Raw genomic sequence first — 18,994 nt, forward strand, 5'->3', positions numbered from 1 at the left:
CTTCGCACTCGAGCGGGGATAAATCCCCTCGCCACATTAGGTTCGCAGGGTTCACAAAAAACCAGCCTCAGTTCACTGTTCGGCGTTCTTGTTCTGGCGCTTGTTGATTTCGTCCACCAGGCGCTTGGCCAGCGCCGGATAGTTCTCGTCGAAATGATGACCACCAGGTAGCTGGATGGCTTCGCCCACCGCGGTCTTGTCGGTACAGCCACTTTCAGCCGCTTCTTCTACGCCGTAGATGCACACCACTTTGTCGGCGGGCAGCTTGGCCATTTCCGGGCCCGTGGCGGCTTCGGTGCCGGCATTGCCGAGCCAGCCTTCGACTTCGATCTCGAAGCTGCCGGTGCGCGCGAAGGCCAGCAGGATGATTGCGTCGACCCCTTGCTGTTCGCTGGCCGGAAGGCGATTGTAGATTGCGGGCAGTACGTCGGCGCCGAAGGAATATCCGGTCAGGATGAAGCGCTTGGTGCCCCAGACCTGACGGTAGTGCTGCATCAGTTCGGTGAGGTCCTGGGCGCTTTGTTCCGGACTCTTGTGCTGCCAGTAGTAGCGCAGGGTGTCGATGCCGACGACCGGGTAACCGATCTTGGCCATTTCTTCGGCCACGTCCCGATCCAGGTCCCGCCAGCCGCCGTCTCCGGAGAGAAACAGCGTCACGGTGTCCCGGGCCTGGCTGGCCGGCACTTCCACTACGGGAATGCTCAGGCCGCCCTGGTCGGTGCCTACCAGGATCTTGTGCAGTTCGTTGTTCAGCACCTGTGGCAGGTTGATGTCGTAGTTGCTGATGCTGGTTTCAGCGTTCGGTTGATCCCGTACGAAACCGGCGCTGGTGTCGTCGGGGTTGTCATTCCAGGCCACCAGCCAGTGGCCGTGGGCCGCGCTTTTAGGCAGCAGGTGGGTGCAGCCGGGTTTTTCCAGGGCCAGGTCCACCGAAACGGCCTGGGCCTTGTCGTTCTTCTGCTCCGCCAGCCAGCGCCAGGCCAGCACGGCTCCGGGGCCGATACCGCTGACCAGCGTTGCCGGCCCCTGGAGCTGCTTCAGGCCGGCCTGCAGGGCACGGCCTTGCAGCATGCAGTCCTTGGGCAGGATCACCTGGACGATCTGCGCCGAGCCGCTGCGGCTGAGGGTCAGCAATTGCGTGTCGCTGAGTTTCTGCTCTTCGTTGACCGCCACCAGCACCTGGGCGCGGGGCGGGGTGCCGGGAATGATCCGGGTCATGGGGGCACCGTCGACCGGCGTCAGCTGTTCAAGGGTCGGTTGCGGGGCAGGGCGGTTCCAGTACCAGTAACCGCCACCGAGAATCACCGCCACCACCAACAGGGTGGCCACTACGTATCGCCAGGAGCGTTGCATCATCAGCGTTTCACCAATCCAGTCAGGCCGCCTGCAATCAGGGCGGCGGTATCGGCCAGAGCTACCAGCGGATCGAGTCCGGCGGGCACGGCCATGTAACGAGGTTCCCAGTCAGGCTGGAATTTATCTTTGAAACGGCGCAGGCCCTGGAAGTTGTAGAGCTGTTCGCCACGGCGGAACACCATCGAACCCAGACGCTGGGTCAGCGGTGCGCCGCGTCGCGGTTGCAGGCCCGACAGGGGGACCATTCCGAGGCTGAAGCGGGCATAGTCATGGGCTTTGTAATGCTGAATCAGCCCGACCATCATGAATTCCATGGTCAGTTTCGGGGCGTCGGGATGGGCGCGCATCAGGTCGAGGCTGGCCAATTCATGGCTGTGCGTCTCCAGCAGATTGGCGAACGCCACCGGGCGGCCTTCGAAACGAATCACTGCGATGCGGAAATGCTTGAGGTAGTCATCGCTGAAGCGGCCAAGTGAAAAGCCTTTTTCCCGCACGTTCTTGCCGGTCAGCCAGGCGTCGGAAATGACCTTCAGCTCATCCATCGGCGCCTGGCCCGGTTCGTGGATCTCCAGCGACAGGCCGTCCCGGGTACCGCGGTTCCAGGTGTAGCGCAAGTCCTTCATCTCTTTGCCCTTGGCTTCGAGATCGAAATGCTTGAGGTCGACCCGTGCTTCTTCACCCAGCTTGATCGCGGTCAGGCCGATGTCCATGTAATACGGCAGGTTCTCGGCGCGAACCTGATAGAACACCGGGCGCGCATGATGGATATCGCAAAGGTCGCGGAACTGCCAGATCATTTCTGCGCGTTGCTGGGTAGGGCCGATCGGGTCGTACAATGCCACCAGACTGCGGCCACGGCGGGCATACATCAGAAATGCTTCGTCGTTGGGATGAAACAGCAATGCCTTGTCACCGGTCAGGGCCAGGCCGCCGTCGGGTTGTGAAGAGGCCATGAGAATCTTTTTGGCTCGCTCCAGTTCTTCTGCCGCCGGCAGCTGGATCACCGGGCGGGCGGTACGCAGCAGCCAGGTAAGGGACACCACCACCAGCAGCACCGCCGCGCCCAGCAGTGAGCGCAGACCACGAGGTGCGTCGGCATCGAGGGTGAATTGCCACCACAGTTCATGGCTGTAGGGCACGTCCTGGTATGCAAACAGCAGCAGCCAGATTGACGCGCCGAGCACGCATAGGCTGGCAATCAGAAACAGCGGCGAAAATGGCAACTCGGTCAGGCGACTCGGACGATAAAACGAACGCCGGAACACCGCCAACAAGCTGGCCGTCAGCGTCAGCAGCGTGGCCTCTTCCCAATCGAAGCCCTTGAGCAGTGAGAGCAGGGCGCCCACCAACAGTAAAACGGTGGTCAGCATCCAGGCAGCAGACAAGCGACGGCGCAGACCCTGGGCGAGCAACAGGCACAACACGCCCACAAGGCTGGCGCCCAGGTGCGAGGCGTCCACCAGCCGATGAGGGATCAGGAAACCAATGTGCTCCAGGCGAGTATCGATTTCCGGGGTCACGCCGGAAAACAGCAGCACCACGCCCGAGAGGAACACCAGCACCGCCAGGATCGGCGCCGCCAGGCCCGACGCTACCCGCAGGGACTGGCGGGCCTGGAACAGCCGTTGCGCCTCATTGATCAGCAACAACACACAGGCCACCAGCATCGGCAGCAGGACATAGATCAAGCGATACAAAAGCAGGGCGGCGGCCAAAGGCGCGGCCCCCAGTTTGTCGGCGAAGGCCGCCAGCAGGATCGCTTCGAACACCCCGACCCCGCCCGGTACATGACTGAGTACGCCGGCTGCCAGCGCCAACAGGTACACCAGCAGGAAGGCGCCGAACGGTGGTGTTTCGGGCAACAACAAGTACAGCACCGTGGCGGCCGCCGCGACATCCAGCGTGGTGATGATCAGTTGCAGGAGCGTCAAGCGTCGGCCCGGCAGGCGCAGGGTGCGGCGCCCGGCCTTGATCAGCAGGCTGTCCCGATAGGGCTGTTCTGGCAGGCGCCGACGGTAGATGCCGATAGCCAGCGCACAGGTGAGCAGGAGCACCGCCACGCAGATCGCTCCCAGCCAGGTGGCCGGCAAGTGCAGGGCGGCGGAAGCGGCGGGCAGATCACTGAGGGTTGCCAGGGCTGCCAGCGGCGGCAGTGCACAGCCCAGGGACAGGCTGGCGAACAGGGTCATGTGGGCGACATCTGTCGCGCCCAGGCCATGGCGGGCATACAGCCGGTAGCGAACCGAGCCCCCCGACAATAACGAGAGCCCGATGGCGTTGCCGATGGCAAAAGCGCTGAATCCGCCCAGGATCAGCGTTTTCGCGGGCAATTTCACACCGGCATAACGGCTGGCGGACCATTCATAGCCCAGCAAGATGACGAATCCGACGACCGTCGCGGCGACTGCGCCGAGCAGGGCTGAGCGCGGCACCTGCATGATCGAGTCGTGCAGAGCGTACAGATCGAGCTCGCTCAGCAGGTGGCGACAGGCAATCAATGCAAGGGCGAACAGCAACAGCGTGACAGCGAGGCCGATAGGCTGACGGTACTGACTGATACGCTCCAGCCAGCGCAAGCGCCCGGCCTTGATCGGTTGTACCGCAGTAACAGTGTCTTGTGGGGCAGACGAGTGAGCGCGCATCAATCACCTCTTGAACTATGCGCGACAGGATGGGGGCAACCCGCTCAGTTACCAATCCCTGCCGAAAAAAATAATTACAAAATATTTGTCATGAAAGCTTTTTTCGACAGGCACAAAAAAGGCCACTCTTTCGAGTAGCCTTTTTTGATGTTTGGTTGCGGGAGCCGGATTTGAACCGACGACCTTCGGGTTATGAGCCCGACGAGCTACCAGACTGCTCCATCCCGCGTCTGTGTGGCGGCATTCTACAGGCGAACGCCTGAGTGTCAACCGTTAAAAGGTGGTGAGGTCAAATAAACGGCCAATTCGTCGCCAACCGAGCTAAACACAAGAAATCAAAAGGAAATTGTCCTACAAGCAGGCAGTCTGCATTGCGTCGCCGTGGGGTTGGGCGAGGTTCGCAGGTCTTCTCTTCACGGCGCCTTGCTCAAAAACAAACGGCCACAAAAAAGGCCACTCTTTCGAGTAGCCTTTCTTGATGTTTGGTTGCGGGAGCCGGATTTGAACCGACGACCTTCGGGTTATGAGCCCGACGAGCTACCAGACTGCTCCATCCCGCGTCTGTGTGGCGGCATTCTACAGAGGATCGGCTGGCTGTCAACCCTGGCGCCAGGAAAATCTGTTCAGCTTCAATTGCTTAGCCTAAGTCCTGGGCATTGTGACAGCGCTGTGACGCAAGCCTGGCAAGGGCTGGCGCTCTATTGGACGCTTCGCAACGATTGAAGAAATAAATTCACGTAGGCTTTTTCCAGTCGCAGTGAAGGATCTTTTCAACTACTGGTGCTATATACAGTTGTCGGTGCGATACTGGCGTCCCGACTTGTCGCACATCCGCTTCTCTTATGACGCAACGCAAAATCATCCACGTCGACTGTGACTGCTTCTACGCCGCTATCGAGATGCGCGATGACCCGCGGCTGGCCGGCAAACCCCTGGCGGTCGGTGGTTCGGCGGACCGGCGCGGGGTCATCGCGACTTGTAACTACGAGGCTCGGGCCTACGGTGTGCGCTCGGCCATGTCATCCGGGCACGCCTTGAAGCTCTGTCCTGACTTGACCATCGTCAAGCCGCGGATGGACGCCTATCGGGAGGCGTCGAAGGAAATTCATACGATCTTCAGCGATTACACTGACTTGATCGAGCCGCTGTCCCTGGATGAGGCCTACCTGGATGTCTCCGCAAGTGCCCATTTCGGTGGGAGTGCCACCCGCATCGCCCAGGACATTCGTCGGCGGGTTTCCAATCAACTGCACATCACGGTGTCCGCCGGCGTCGCCCCCAACAAGTTTCTGGCCAAGATCGCCAGCGATTGGAAAAAGCCCAACGGCTTGTTCGTCATTACCCCGGATCAGGTCGAAGACTTCGTTTCGGCCCTGCCGGTGAGCAAGCTGCATGGGGTGGGTAAAGTGACCGCCGACAAACTGAACAGGCTCGGCATTGTCGATTGCCTGCAGTTGCGTCAATGGGACAAGCTGGCGCTGGTGCGCGAATTCGGCAGTTTCGGTGAGCGCCTCTGGAGCCTGGCCCGTGGGATTGATGAGCGTCTGGTGCACAATGACAGCCGTAGACAGTCCATCAGTGTGGAAAACACCTACGACGTCGATCTGCCTGATCTGACAAGCTGCCTCGATAAACTGCCGGAGCTGATGCAGTCCCTGAGTGGGCGCATCGCCCGGATCGACAGTAGTTATCGACCGGGCAAGCCGTTCGTCAAAGTGAAATTCCACGACTTCACCCAGACCACCCTGGAGCAGGCCGGGGCAGGGCGCGATCTGGGCAGTTACCAGTTGCTATTGACCCAGGCATTCAACCGCGGCGGCAAGCCGGTGCGTTTGTTGGGGATAGGGGTACGGCTGGAGGATCTGCGAGGCGGGTTTGAGCAGTTGGAATTGTTTGAGCGGTGAGGCTGCCACTTACATGAAGGCTTTGCCGGCTCTTGTGGCGAGGGAGCTTGCTCCCGCTGGGCTGCGCAGCAGCCCCAGAAACAGTTTATTCAACTTGTCTGGCACACCGAGGTGGCAGGCTTGAGGGCCGCTGCGCGCCCCAGCGGGAGCAAGCTCCCTCGCCACAAGGTTTTGCTGCTAGTTCGCTCCTGGATCCGCCACCAGGCGCCCGCCATCCTTGGTCAGGGCTTTGAGGAATTCGGTCTGTAACTCCGGATCATTGCGGGTCAGTTCGATCAGGCTCTGTTCCAGCTCGCTGGCCTCTTCTTCAAGCCCCAGCTCCGACAGCCGCTTGACCCGATGAACCCACTGGCTCACCTCGTCATCTTCCAGATCGTCGTAGATCAACCCATGGGCTTCCACCAGCTTGCCGCGCAACGTGCTGCTGATGCTCAGGGACGAGTCGGTGTGTACCTCGTCCAGGGCGTCCGTCACGCTGATCTGCAACTTGCCGAAGTGGCTCAGATCATGCTCGGCGAACGGGCTTTCCAGCAGATTCAAACGCAACACGCCATTGCGGTCGGTGCTCAGTTCGAAGGTTTGCCGGGCAGCCTTGACCTGTACCGGGCGTTCGCTCCAGGGCAGGCTCGTGTGTTCGACGCGTTTGTCGCGTTGCACTTCGTCGATTCCGGCCAGGTTCTGCTGGGCGCGGCCATGGGACGGCACGTTCATGAATGGATTGAGCCCGGCGAAGCCGTAGCTGATCCAGTCTCGAGTCGCGCTCTCTGGGAGGTTGCCAAGAGCGAACACATTGACCACATTGGCGCCGACACCCGCCACCACTGCCACCGCGCCCAGCGGAATTTCGTAAACTTCGCGCCAGGGCTGATACGGCGTATAGCGATCATAATGGCGGGTGACTTCGAATTCGGTGACTTCGAAGGTCTTCTGCTCATTGATCCGCACCCGACGTTGCGGCAGTTCGAGTACTTTGGGCTCGCCCACTTCGATATGCAGGCTATGGTCGAGCAGTTTGCGCTCGACCCGCTCTTCGTGCTCGCTGCGTTGCGACATTTGGTTGGCACAGCCGCTGACCAGCAGGGCGCCGCACAGCGCGGCGCCCCCGAGGCCTAAGGTGTTTCGCTTGAACATGACGTCTCTATCTGGTGTCAGCGGCGGATACGGGCCTGGAGGAACGACAGCACGTCAGCGACCGGCAGCGCTTGCGGCTCGGCCTCGGTGCGACTTTTGTATTCCAGGTTGCCTTCGGCCAGGCTGCGGTCACTGACGACGATCCGATGCGGGATGCCGACCAGTTCCATGTCTGCGAACTTGATGCCGGGGCTGGTTTTTTTGTCGCGGTCGTCCAGCAGCACTTCGAAGCCGGCCGCCGTCAGTTCGGCGTAGAGCTTGTCGGTGGCTTCGCGAACCAGTTCGGTCTCGTAGCGCAGCGGCACCAGGGCAATCTGGAATGGCGCCAGGGCGTCGCTCCAGATGATCCCTTTCTCGTCGTTGTTCTGCTCGATGGCCGCGGCGACCACGCGGGATACGCCGATGCCGTAGCAACCCATTTCCAGGGTCACCGGCTTGCCATTCTCGCCCAGCACTTCGCACTTCATGGCTTTGCTGTACTTGTTGCCCAGCTGGAAGATGTGCCCGACTTCAATGCCGCGCTTGATTTCCAGGACGCCTTTGCCGTCCGGGCTCGGATCGCCGGCCACAACGTTGCGCAGGTCGGCCACGGCCGGAACCGGCAGGTCGCGCTCCCAGTTCACGCCGAAGTAGTGCTTGTCATCGATGTTGGCGCCGATGGCGAAATCGCTCATCAGCTCCACCGAGCGGTCGATGATGATCGGCAGCGGCAGGTTCAACGGGCCGAGGGAGCCGGCACCGGCGCCGATGGCGTCGCGCAGCTCGGCGTCGGTGGCCATGACCAGGGGGCTGGCAACGCCAGGCTGGTTGCCGGCCTTGATTTCGTTCAGCTCGTGATCGCCGCGGATGATCAGGGCGATCAGCTTGCCTTCTTCTTCGGCGCGCACGATCAGGGTCTTGATGGTGCGTTCGATCGGCAGGTTGTAGCCTTCCACCAGTTGAGCGATGGTCTTGGCGTTTGGCGTGTCCACCAGGCGCAGTTCTTCGGTCGGTGCAGGACGGGAGGTTTCCCGTGGCACGGCCTCGGCTTTCTCGATGTTGGCGGCGTAGTCGGAGCCGTTGCTGAAGACGATGTCGTCTTCGCCGGACTCGGCCAGTACGTGGAACTCGTGGGAGCCGGCGCCACCGATGGAACCGTTGTCGGCTTCAACCGGACGGAATTTCAGGCCCAGGCGGGTGAATACGTTGCAATACGCCTGGTGCATGCGGTCGTAGGTGGCTTGCAGCGACGCCAGGTCGGTGTGGAACGAGTAGGCGTCCTTCATGATGAATTCGCGGCCGCGCATCAGGCCGAAGCGTGGACGGATTTCATCACGGAATTTGGTCTGGATCTGATACAGGTTGATAGGCAGTTGCTTGTAGCTGCTCAACTCGTTGCGCATCAGGTCGGTGATCACTTCTTCGTGAGTCGGGCCTGCGCAGAAGTCACGACCGTGACGGTCTTTGATGCGCAGCAACTCAGGGCCGTACTCTTCCCAGCGCCCCGATTCCTGCCACAGCTCGGCCGGCTGGGTGCCCGGCATCAACACTTCCAGAGAGCCGGCGGCGTTCATTTCTTCGCGAACGATGGCTTCTACCTTGCGCATCACACGCAGACCCATCGGCAGCCAGGTGTACAGGCCCGAGGCGAGTTTGCGGATCATGCCGGCGCGCAGCATAAGCTGGTGGCTGATCACGACGGCGTCGGAAGGCGTTTCTTTCTGTGTGGCGAGCAAAAATTGACTGGTGCGCATGGTTGGCCGTTGTCGGTTGCTGATGACGAGAAGTGACGGAGCATTGTACGGGCGAGATGCCCTGGCGTACAGGCGCGTGGCCGGTCGCCAGGCATGAGCGCCGGTTTCGCCGGCGCTTGCTGGAAGTTTCCTAAGATTCTTGCGCAGGTCGCGTGGGTGTCGGTTCCGGCTCCGAAGCCGAGCCTGAACCCTGGCGGCGGTTTTCCTGATACCAGTGCAAGGCAATCAGTAACAGGGTCGGAACCCCCAGCAAGGCGGTGATCAGGAAGAAGTCGTGATAGCCGAATTTCTCCACCATCACCCCTGAGTAACCGCCGATCAAGCGCGGCAGCAACAGCATGATCGAGCTGAGCAGGGCGTATTGGGTGGCCGAGAACTTCAGGTTGGTCAGGCTCGACAAGTAGGCGACGAACGCCGAAGTGGCCAGGCCGGAGCTGAAGTTGTCCAGGGAGATGGTGACAACCAGCATCTGCAGGTTGGCGCCCATGTCGGCGAGCATCAAAAACAGGATATTGGTGCCGGCGGAGGCAACGCCGCCGATAAACAGGATCGGCAGGATACCGAAACGCACGATCAACAAGCCGCCCATGCCGGCGCCGACGAGTGTCATGATCAGCCCGAAAATCTTGCTGACGCTGGCGATCTGGTCCTTGGTGAAGCCTTGGTCGATGTAGAACACGTTGGCCATGACGCCCATGACCGTGTCGGACATCCGGTAGGTGGCAATCAGCCCAAGCAGCAACAGGGCCTGCCAGCGGTAACGCAGGATGAAATCGTTGACCGGTGTCAGCACCGGCGCCAGCCCGCGGCGCCCCATGGCCGAAAGGCACAGGGCTGTCAGGGTGATATAGAGAATGGCCCGCAGGAAGGCACGGTCTTCGAGCAGCAGGTCCAGCAGGCTGACGCCTTCGAACAGGACACTGGCAAAGTCGGTGTTATAGAGCTGGGTGAACATCGCCGGTACCGACACCAGCAGCACGATGAGTACGAACACCGAGGCCAACTGGTGGACGAAGCTATAGCGACCGGCCTGCAACTGGGTGCGTAGCGGCACCGGCGGTTCGCGCATGAATAGCGAGGTGAGCAACGCAGGGACCATCAGCACGCCGAACAACAGATAGGTGCCTGCCCAGGCCGAGTGCTTATAACTGAAACCGGTGGAGCCGAACCCTTCGGCGAAGAACAGTGCGCCCGCGGTGGCCAGCAATGCCGCGATTCGGTACCCGGACATGTAGCTGGCGGCGAGGGCCGCCTGGCGGGTGTCGTCGGCGATCTCCAGGCGATAGGCATCGACGGCAATGTCCTGGGTGGCCGACGCGAAAGCCACGATCACGGCGATGGCGATCAACCATGACAGGTGCTTTTGCGGGTCGCAGAAGCCCATGCCGATCAGGCCGAGGATCACCAGGGCCTGGGAGAGCACCAACCATGAACGCCGACGGCCGAGTTTGCCCAGCAGCGGCAGGCGCCATTGGTCGAGCAGGGGCGACCAGACCCATTTAAAGGCATAGGCCAGGCCGATGAGGCTCGCGTAGCCAATAGTCTCGCGGGCCACGCCAGCTTCGCGCAACCAGACCGAAAGCGTGGAAAACACCAGCATGTAGGGCAGGCCGGCGGCGAAGCCAAGCAGCAACAGCACGAGCGTCGAGGGACTGGCATAGGCGGCGAGGGCGGCGCGCCAGGTTTTACGGGGCATGGGCTGGAGTCTGCCTCAAAAATTGCGAAAACAAAGCGCGCACTCTAACCGCTGTGCTCTACCGGGCGCCAGCCATGGCGCTGAATATCAACACGATTATTCAGGACACTCACCCCTTCCGTGCGCAGGCGCGCGCGTTGTTCATCCCCTGAGGCGCTGCCGGCCGGCAGGCTGATCCGACCGCCGGCAGCCAATACTCGATGCCATGGCAGCTTTGTGTCGTTCGGCAACTGACTGAGGGTACGCCCTACCCAGCGCGCCGCTCGGCCCAGACCGGCCATCTCGGCTAGCTGACCATAGGTCACGACCTTGCCGGCCGGCACTTGTGCCAGGGTCAGGTACAGGGTGGTGCGGCGGATCTGGGCGGCGTTCTCTGGGGCCGCGGGAGCATCAGTCACGTTCAGGTGTCCTGGGCAAGGGCGTATTGCCGTTTGTAGATTAAATCCCGCAAGGTTGGTTGAGAAATGAACTCATTACAAATACTTCGGTCAGTCCTTGCTAAGGTGTCGTCCCGGGGGATAATGCCGCCTTTTTACCGCAAACTTGAGCTCTTTATACGCTTATGTTGTCTAGAACCCTGCTATGCCTAGCTGTCACCAGCGCCTCCATGCCATTGCTTGCCGATACCGTCTGGTTGAAGAACGGCGACAAGCTCAGCGGCAAGATCACCGTTTTCGATGGCGGCAAGTTGCTGATCCAGACCGATTACGCCGGCGCGATTCCCATCGACTGGAAACAGGTCAAGACCCTTGAGAGCGACCAGCAATTGCTGGTCAAGCAGGATGCCTACACCGGCGAAAAAGCCAAGGCGCTGCAGGCTGCCGAGGACGGCAAGGTGACCCTGGCCAACGGTGACGGACCCAAAACCGTCGAGCTGGCCAGTATCCAGCAAATCCTCAAACCCAAACCGGTGGTCGAGGATCTGGTGTGGAAGGGCAATATCGACGCCGCACTGGATTATCAGCGCGCGGAAAACGATACCGATGACTACGACATCGATTTCAAGACCTCGGCACGCCACGGCAGATGGCGGCATACCGCCGAAGGCGAATACAACCGTGAGTTCCAGGATGACGTGGTTTCCACCGACAACTGGAGGTTGGAGTATTCCCTCGACCGCTTCCTGACGGAAAAATGGTTCTGGCAAGGGCGCCTGAATTACAAGCGCGACAAAGTCGAAGAGCTGGCTCGCCAGCGCGTGGTGGGTACCGGTCCGGGCTACCAGTTCTGGGATGACGAGCTGGGTGCTTTCTCGTTGGGTTCGCTGTTCAACCGCACCGATTACGAATACCGCGACGGTGGCACCGACAACTTCTATTCCATCGCCATGAAGTGGGACTACAACCGCTACCTGATTGGCAAGCGCGTCGAATTCTTCACCAATGGCGAAGTCGGCAAGCCGCTGTCCAGTGTTGCCGAATATGCCTACGACGCCGAGGTGGGGCTGCGCTACAAAGTTACCGACTGGGCTTCGCTCAACCTCAAGGCCGAGAAAGATGTCATTGAGGGCACCGAAGACAGCGACTTGAGCAAGACGCGCTACACCGCCGGGTTTGGCGTGACCTGGTAATCCCGGTCTAGCAACCAACCCGTGTGGGAGCGAGCCTGCTCGCGATAGCGGCGGATCAGCAACATCAACGTTGACTGACACGCCGCTATCGCGAGCAGGCTCGCTCCCACATTTTTTTTGTGCGTGGGCAAAAACACACAGGCACAAAAAAGCCCCGCTTTTGAGGGCGGGGCTTTTTACTAAAGCAAGGACAAGTTAGATAACTTGAACTTCTTCAGCTTGCATGCCTTTCTGACCGCGGGTAGCGATGAAAGAAACCTGTTGGCCTTCTTTCAGGCTTTTGAAGCCGTCGGATTGGATTGCTTTGAAGTGAACAAACAGATCGTCACCGGATTGTGGAGTGATGAAGCCGAAGCCTTTTTCATCGTTGAACCACTTAACGGTACCAGTTTGGCGATTAGACATGGTGTAACTCCTTGAACAAAGATAACTGCGACTCAGGAAGAACCCTGGCCGAGACTGAGTGCAAAGAGCAGGAAAAATTCTTGTAGATGGTTGGATCGAAATTCAACATATCGTGTAGAGATTCTCAGTGACACAAGCAACACAGTGACGTCACCTTAACCCTTTTTCCTGAATGTGCCAATGGTCTTTGCGAAGGTTTCTCGGTTTTGGTGACTGACGGCCAGCGGTATTGCCGTCAGGACCAGGAAATCAAGGTGGATCGGCGAGATTTACGTCCCGCACTTTGAACCCGGCCTCGCGCCCCGGTAAGATGCCGGACGTATTTTTTCCACCTCGCTATTTCAGGAAACCGCCATGAGCATCAAATCGGACAAGTGGATTCGCCGCATGGCGCAAGAGCACGGCATGATCGAGCCCTTCGTCGAGCGCCAGATGCGTGGCGAAGGCGCCGATCGGCTGATTTCCTTCGGCGTCTCCAGCTACGGCTACGATGTGCGCTGCGCCGATGAATTCAAGGTGTTCACCAACATCAACTCGGCGACCGTGGACCCGAAGAACTTCGACGAGAAGAGCTTCGTCGACGTCAAGAGCGACGTCTGCATCATTCCACCGAACTCATTTGCCCTGGCACGCACCGTCGAGTATTTCCGTATCCCGCGCAACGTGCTGACCATCTGCCTGGGTAAAAGCACGTACGCGCGCTGCGGCATCATCGTCAACGTCACGCCGCTGGAGCCTGAGTGGGAAGGGCATGTGACCCTGGAGTTCTCCAACACCACGACCTTGCCGGCAAAAATCTATGCCAACGAGGGTGTGGCGCAGATGCTGTTCCTTGAGTCCGATGAGGAATGTGAAGTGTCCTACAAGGATCGTGGTGGTAAATATCAGGGCCAGCGCGGCGTAACGCTGCCGCGTACCTGATTCTGACGAACAGTTTGAATTCCTGGGCGGGCAGGCACTCTATGGGGTGTACTGCCCGTTTTTTTGCCTCAGCGCAGCGGGCCTTCGCCCAGGAGTTGCTCTATGAAGATCGATCCGCGAATCAGTGCCGAACTGGCAAAGCTTGAGCCCAATCAGATCGGTGTCATGGCTTGGTCATTGCTGGCCCACCCTGCCGAAGCGGCGGGCGGTATTCCAGGCCAGCCTGATCCCGATACCCCCAACGAACAGCCCCTAGAACCCAGCGAACCCGGTGAACCCACCCTGCCGGATGAGCCGCCTCCTGCGCCTGTTGCCTGATCGCAAAATGGCCCGTCTGTGGAAAGCACGTGTGCTTCAACTGACGGGCCATATTTCGTTATCCCCAATGACAAAGATCCTGCAGTCATTGTCCTGTTCGACCCGATGACCCCCTGTGAATGCGCCAAAGGCCGGTAGCAGGCTGATGTCGCTGGCGAGCCGGAAGCAGGCCAGGCGCAGCCGTTGCCGTCCTTTGCCGCTCAGGTGGTAGACGGGATGGACATGGCCCGCCAGGACGTGGCGGCTGGGATGCGGATCGGGCTCATGTTGTACGGCGAAAGGTCCGAGCAACAAAGGCTCCGGCACGACCCGGATGTTCAGCGCTGGCGGCGGGTCGCCGGCACGTTTGTCGTGATTGCCGCGAATCAGCGTCATGGCCAGGTGCTGATGTCGTTCACGCCAGCTACAAAGGGCCTTCAAGGTGCCTGGGGCATGGGAACCTGGACCGTGGAGAAAGTCGCCTAGGAAGATCAGTTGGCGACATGGCAGGCTCGCCAGTAGCCCGTCCAGCACGGCGATGTTGCTGGCCGTCGTGCCATGGGGCACCGGTTGGCCTAGGCTGCGATAAGCAGCGGCCTTGCCGAAATGCACATCGGCGACCATCAGGGTTTGCTGGGCAGGCCAGTACAGGGCTTTTTCCGGCAATAACCAGAGTTCTTCGCCGGCCAGGCTGACGGGATAGGGCGCCGGCATCAGGCGTCACCACGATCAGCGGTCGTTTCCAGTTCGCTGACCATCCGCCGGATGCGATCGGCGAGCTTCTCCGAACTCATGCTTTCCCTGAATCGCTCCACCAGCAAGGGGAATCCCAGTGGGGTGGGCCGTTTAATGGCATGCAGGTCGAGCTTCAAGGTATTGAGGCGTTCCAAGGTCTGCTCCAGTCGGCGTATATCCAATTCTTCACGCAGGACTTCTTCCCCGGCCTGGGCCAGCAAGAGGTTGTCGGCGTCGTATTGCTTGAACACCTGAAAGAACAACCCGCTGGACGCCTGGACTTGGCGGGTGCTTTTGGGTGCGCCGGGATAGCCGGCAAATACCAGTCCGGCGATCCGGGCGATTTCGCGAAAGCGTCGAAGCGCCAGCTCTCCGGCGTTCAGGCTCGCCAGCACATCGCCCAGCAGGTTGTCGACGCTCAGGAGTTCCGGCCCCAGGTGCTGCGTCCAGTCCAGTGTCGTGGCACTGAGCAGTTCCAGGCCGTAATCGTTCACCGCGATGGAAAACGTCACCGGCTGTTGTTGGCTGACGCGCCAGGCCAGCAGGCTCGCCAACCCCAGATGAACCTGGCGCCCGGCAAAGGGATACAGAAACAGATGCCAGCCCTCGCGGGATTTGAGGCGCTCGGCCAACAATGTTTCTTGCGTGGGTAAACCGGACCAGCGTTGTTGAATCGATAACAAGGGCTGTACGGTGCTCATCTCCGGGCCCTCGAAGCGGCCTGTGGCGGCCTCGCTCAGACGGGCCACGACGGCGCCGGCCAGCTCGCTGGAAAGCGGCATCCGCCCACCGTTCCAGCGCGGCACGGCGGCTTTTTTGGCCTGGCTGCGTCGCACGTAGGCGGTCATGTCTTCGACGCGGACCAATTCCAGCAAGCGTCCGGCAAACAGAAAACCATCTCCAGGCCGCAAGCGAGCGATGAAGCCTTCTTCCACGCTGCCCAAGGTCTTGCCGCCACCGCCTTTGCTCCAGAACTTCAATTGCAGGCTGGCGTCGCTGACGATGGTGCCGATGCTCATGCGATGTCGTCGGGCCAGTCGCGCATCGGGGACTCGCCACACGCCGTGTTCGTCCGGCTCGACCCGCCGGTAGTCGGGATAGGCGGTCAATGACAGCCCACCATGGCGCACGAAGGCCAGGGCCCAGGCCCATTCGGCTTCGTTGAGGTCCCGATAGGCCCAGGCGCCGCGCACTTCCTCAAACAGCTCGTCAGGCAGGAAACCGCCGCCCAGGGCCATGCTGACCAGATGCTGGACCAATACATCCAGCGGCTTGTGGGGCGATTCCCGGGGTTCGATGCGCCGCTGAGCCACGGCGTCTTGGGCGGCGGCGGCTTCGATCAGCTCCAGGCTGTGGGTCGGCACCAGCGTGACCCGCGAGGTCCGCCCCGGCGCATGACCAGAACGCCCGGCGCGCTGCATCAGCCGCGCCACGCCTTTGGCCGAGCCAATTTGCAGGACCCGTTCGACTGGCAAGAAGTCCACCCCCAGATCCAGGCTGGAGGTGCAGACCACCGCTTTGAGCTGCCCTTCCTTGAGGGCCTGCTCTACCCAGTCGCGAGTTTCCCGGGACAATGAACTGTGATGCAGCGCGATCAGCCCGGCCCAGTCCGGCCTGGCTTGGAGAATGGCCTGATACCAGATTTCCGATTGCGCCCGGGTGTTGGTGAAAACCAGGCAACTGCTGCTGGCGTCTATTTCAGCAATGACCTGGGGCAGCATCTTCAGGCCGATGTGGCCGGCCCACGGAAAACGTTCGAGGGCCGGGGGGAGCAGCGTATCGACCCGTAGCGCCTTGCCGTTGGCCCCCTGCACGCTGATGCCATTGCCTTGCGGGATTAATACCTGTTCGGCGTGGGCCTGGTTACCCAAGGTGGCGGACACACCCCAGACGATGAGTTGGGGATGCCAGCGCCGCAAGCGCGCCAATGCCAATTGCAACTGCACCCCCCGTTTGTTGCCGAGCAACTCGTGCCATTCATCCACCACGACCATGCGCAGCGTCGAGGTAGCCGTTTGCGCATCGGCACGGGCGAGCATCAGGGTCAGGCTTTCGGGCGTGGTGATCAGCGCGGTGGGCAGACGCCGACCCTGGCGGGCGCGTTCGCTGGCGCTGGTGTCGCCGGTGCGCAGGCCGACGCTCCATGGAATCTGCAGCTCTGCCAGTGGTGCCTCGAGGGCTTTGCCTGTATCGGCGGCCAGCGCGCGCATCGGCGTGATCCACAGGACCGTCAGCGGTTCGGTCACTGGTTTGCGTTTACGGGGTTTATCCGGCGGTGGCGCCGCGCGGGCGAACCGGTTAAGCGCCGCGAACCACACGGCGTAGGTCTTGCCGGCCCCGGTGTTGGCGTGCAACAGCCCGGATTCGCCGCGTTTGACCGCAGCCCACACTTGTTTTTGAAAGGCGAACGGCTTCCAGCCGCGGGCGCTGAACCACTGGTTTGCGTAGTTGTTGGATGTCGCCATACCCGCCGCGTGCGCCCTGAAAGTCCTCTTTCAGTGACCGCGGTGAGGGATGAAAGGTTTAATGAAGAAAATCGTGGCGAGGGCGCTTTTGTGGCGAGGGAGCTTGCTCCCGCTGGACGCGCAGCGTCCCCAGCAGTGTGTCATCCAGCGCCTGGGGGCTGCTTCGCAGCCCAGCGGGAGCAAGCCCCCTCGCCACAGAAGCAGTCTTTCAGGTTTGTCGGGTTTATTTCAGGTTGCCACTGAGAAACTGCTGGAGCCGCTCGCTTTTGGGATTGCCCAGCACGTCTTCCGGCGCGCCTTCTTCTTCCACCAGGCCCTGGTGCAGAAACAGCACCTGATCAGACACCTTGCGAGCGAAGCTCATTTCGTGGGTCACCATGATCATGGTCCGGCCTTCTTCGGCCAGGCCCTGAATCACCTTCAAGACTTCTCCCACCAACTCCGGGTCAAGGGCCGAGGTGGGTTCGTCGAACAGCATCACCTCCGGCTCCATCGCCAGGGCGCGGGCGATGGCCACGCGCTGTTGCTGACCACCGGAGAGGAACGCCGGGTACTGCTCGGCCACTCGCGCCGGCAGGCCGACCTTGTCGAGATAACGACGGGCACGGTCTTCGGCTTCCTGCTGACTGACGCCCAACACCCGGCGCGGCGCCATGGTGATGTTTTCCAGTACGCTCATGTGGCTCCACAGGTTGAAGTGCTGGAAAACCATGGCCAGGCGGGTGCGCAGGCGCTGCAGTTCCTTTTCGTCGGCCACGCGCATGCCGTGGCGGTCGTTGATCATGCGGATCGCCTGGCCGTCCAGGCTCATTGCGCCGTCGTTAGGTTGTTCCAGAAAGTTGATGCAGCGCAAAAAGGTACTTTTGCCCGAGCCGCTGGCGCCGATCAGGCTGATCACGTCGCCGGTCCTGGCCTTGAGCGAAACGCCTTTGAGCACCTGATGTTCGCCATAGCTCTTATGCAGGCCTTCGATGGTCAGTTTGTACATGGGGCATGCATCCTCAAGGCGAAAGTAGGTAGCCGCTGCGGTAGGCTTCGGCGCCGGCGACATGGGCGATCACCATGCCGGCAGTGGCCATGCGACGCAGCGAGCGGGCGTACAGCAGCCCGGCATTGCAGCAATGAACGGGGGTGACGGTGTCGTTGATGGGGTCGATGATTTGCGCCACCAGTTGCCCCGCCTCCAGGTACTCCCCGGGCACGGCGCTGTAGACCAGCAGGCCGCCGACCGGTGTCGCCACCGGCTCCACGCCGGCCAGCGGCGTAGCCGGGTAGGGCAGGTCGGGCAAGGGCATCGGTTCGCCGTCAATGGCACCGAAGCGGATCAGGTATTCGATCAGGGCCTGGCAGTCGAGACTCGCCAGGTCGTGGGTGACGTCGCCCTGGCCGCGCAGTTCGACGGTGACCGAAAAACTGCCCAGGGGAATCTCGAATTGTTCGCCGAAGCGCTCCTTGAGTTGCCACCAGAGCAGGGTGAAGCATTCATCGAACGACTGACCGCCCGAATCCGTTGCCAGCAGGCTCGCTTCGGCGCCGATGTAGCGGGCCAGCGGCTCGACCTGGGGCCAGGCTTCGGGGGTGGTGTAGAGATGAGCGACCGCTTCGAAATCACAATGCAGGTCCAGCACCATGTCGGCGTCGCAGGCCAGCCGTTGCAGAACCAGGCGCTGGGATTGCAATTGCGTGCTGGCGGTCTGGCGGGCGAGGGCGTCGCGCAGGTGTTCGCGGATCAGCATCAGGTTGTGCTGTGGATCATCCGTGAGCTGGCCTTCGATCTGGTTGCCGATCTCTTCGCTCAGGTCGACGAACCGGCGGTTGAAATTCTGCCCGCTCTCCATTTCGTAGCGGCCCAGCGGCACGTCCATCAGCACTTGTTCCAGGCCGATGGGGTTGGCCACGGGCACCAGCACGATTTCGTGCCGCAGGTGACCGGATGCCTCAAGCTCGGCCAGACGCTGCTTGAGGTGCCAGGCCACCAGCATGCCGGGCAACTCATCAGCGTGCAGGGACGACTGGATGTAGATTTTGCCGACGGCTTCTTCCGGGCCGAAGTGAAAGCTGTGGATCTTGCGTGCGGTCCCCGGCAGTGGGGCCAGCAGGTCATGAATCTGGTGGCGCATTTGCGTGTATGTCCTGGAA

Annotated in this window: 15 protein-coding genes and 2 tRNA genes; 4 read left to right on the forward strand and 13 right to left on the reverse strand. The window is 61.1% G+C overall.

What is annotated here, in order from left to right; genetic code table 11:
* Positions 1-72: 72 nt before the first annotated feature.
* The 4 genes from T3A99_RS22155 to T3A99_RS22170 all read right to left on the reverse strand — a co-directional run bounded on the left by T3A99_RS22155 (position 73) and on the right by T3A99_RS22170 (position 4,558).
* Positions 73-1,356 (reverse strand): virulence factor family protein, encoded by a 1,284-nt coding sequence (locus tag T3A99_RS22155; protein ID WP_047230038.1) that lies wholly within the window; start codon positions 1,354-1,356, stop codon positions 73-75.
* Complete coding sequence (gene mprF / locus T3A99_RS22160; RefSeq protein WP_076386109.1) at positions 1,356-3,998, reverse strand: bifunctional lysylphosphatidylglycerol flippase/synthetase MprF; 2,643 nt, start codon at positions 3,996-3,998, stop codon at positions 1,356-1,358. The genes T3A99_RS22155 and mprF overlap by 1 nt, the downstream gene beginning before the upstream one ends.
* Before the next feature lie 152 nt (positions 3,999-4,150).
* Positions 4,151-4,227: transfer RNA gene (locus T3A99_RS22165), tRNA-Met, on the reverse strand.
* A 254-nt stretch (positions 4,228-4,481) separates the two neighbouring features.
* Positions 4,482-4,558 (reverse strand) — tRNA-Met (locus T3A99_RS22170).
* 282 nt (positions 4,559-4,840) lie between these two features.
* On the opposite strand from T3A99_RS22170, the gene dinB reads away from it, so the two are divergent.
* Entirely contained in the window at positions 4,841-5,902 is a 1,062-nt protein-coding gene (dinB, locus tag T3A99_RS22175) for a DNA polymerase IV (RefSeq protein WP_076386106.1), read from the forward strand.
* Positions 5,903-6,079: 177 nt separating this feature from the next.
* Here dinB and T3A99_RS22180 read toward each other — a convergent pair whose 3' ends face one another.
* The 4 genes from T3A99_RS22180 to T3A99_RS22195 form a co-directional block, all read right to left on the reverse strand.
* Positions 6,080-7,033, reverse strand: a complete 954-nt coding sequence (locus tag T3A99_RS22180; RefSeq protein ID WP_047228432.1) for a hypothetical protein — start codon at positions 7,031-7,033, stop codon at positions 6,080-6,082.
* Positions 7,034-7,050: 17 nt separating this feature from the next.
* On the reverse strand, positions 7,051-8,766 hold the full coding sequence (locus T3A99_RS22185; protein WP_274090921.1) for a proline--tRNA ligase: 1,716 nt from the start codon (positions 8,764-8,766) through the stop codon (positions 7,051-7,053).
* 130 nt (positions 8,767-8,896) lie between these two features.
* The gene (locus tag T3A99_RS22190) at positions 8,897-10,462 is read right to left on the reverse strand and encodes an AmpG family muropeptide MFS transporter (protein ID WP_047228430.1); all 1,566 of its coding nucleotides are present in this window, start codon (positions 10,460-10,462) and stop codon (positions 8,897-8,899) included.
* Positions 10,463-10,506: 44 nt separating this feature from the next.
* Entirely contained in the window at positions 10,507-10,887 is a 381-nt protein-coding gene (locus tag T3A99_RS22195) for an MGMT family protein (RefSeq protein ID WP_171061418.1), read from the reverse strand.
* 137 nt (positions 10,888-11,024) lie between these two features.
* Between T3A99_RS22195 and T3A99_RS22200 the strand changes: the two genes are divergently transcribed.
* On the forward strand, positions 11,025-12,032 hold the full coding sequence (locus T3A99_RS22200) for a DUF481 domain-containing protein (protein WP_047228428.1): 1,008 nt from the start codon (positions 11,025-11,027) through the stop codon (positions 12,030-12,032).
* A 195-nt stretch (positions 12,033-12,227) separates the two neighbouring features.
* Here T3A99_RS22200 and T3A99_RS22205 read toward each other — a convergent pair whose 3' ends face one another.
* The gene (locus T3A99_RS22205; RefSeq protein WP_002554837.1) at positions 12,228-12,437 is read right to left on the reverse strand and encodes a cold-shock protein; all 210 of its coding nucleotides are present in this window, start codon (positions 12,435-12,437) and stop codon (positions 12,228-12,230) included.
* Positions 12,438-12,791: 354 nt separating this feature from the next.
* Here T3A99_RS22205 and dcd point away from each other — a divergent pair, with 354 nt between their 5' ends.
* Both dcd and T3A99_RS22215 read left to right on the forward strand, forming a co-directional pair.
* Positions 12,792-13,358, forward strand: coding sequence for a dCTP deaminase (dcd, locus tag T3A99_RS22210; protein WP_003184751.1), 567 nt, complete (start codon positions 12,792-12,794; stop codon positions 13,356-13,358).
* A 102-nt stretch (positions 13,359-13,460) separates the two neighbouring features.
* The gene (locus tag T3A99_RS22215; RefSeq protein WP_047228427.1) at positions 13,461-13,676 is read left to right on the forward strand and encodes a hypothetical protein; all 216 of its coding nucleotides are present in this window, start codon (positions 13,461-13,463) and stop codon (positions 13,674-13,676) included.
* 36 nt (positions 13,677-13,712) lie between these two features.
* Here T3A99_RS22215 and pdeM read toward each other — a convergent pair whose 3' ends face one another.
* The 4 genes from pdeM to T3A99_RS22235 form a co-directional block, all read right to left on the reverse strand.
* Positions 13,713-14,369, reverse strand: coding sequence for a ligase-associated DNA damage response endonuclease PdeM (gene pdeM / locus T3A99_RS22220; RefSeq protein WP_047228426.1), 657 nt, complete (start codon positions 14,367-14,369; stop codon positions 13,713-13,715).
* Complete coding sequence (locus tag T3A99_RS22225) at positions 14,369-16,855, reverse strand: ligase-associated DNA damage response DEXH box helicase (protein ID WP_274090920.1); 2,487 nt, start codon at positions 16,853-16,855, stop codon at positions 14,369-14,371. Before T3A99_RS22225 ends, pdeM begins: the two co-directional genes overlap by 1 nt.
* A 223-nt stretch (positions 16,856-17,078) precedes the next feature.
* The gene (locus tag T3A99_RS22230) at positions 17,079-17,843 is read right to left on the reverse strand and encodes an ABC transporter ATP-binding protein (RefSeq protein WP_047228424.1); all 765 of its coding nucleotides are present in this window, start codon (positions 17,841-17,843) and stop codon (positions 17,079-17,081) included.
* Positions 17,844-17,856: 13 nt separating this feature from the next.
* Positions 17,857-18,975, reverse strand: a complete 1,119-nt coding sequence (locus T3A99_RS22235; protein WP_047228423.1) for a succinylglutamate desuccinylase/aspartoacylase family protein — start codon at positions 18,973-18,975, stop codon at positions 17,857-17,859.
* Between the last annotated feature and the right edge of the window lie 19 nt (positions 18,976-18,994).

Origin of the sequence: Pseudomonas sp. N-137, from assembly GCF_034555295.1 — a bacterium.
Lineage (GTDB): Bacteria > Pseudomonadota > Gammaproteobacteria > Pseudomonadales > Pseudomonadaceae > Aquipseudomonas > Aquipseudomonas rhizophila.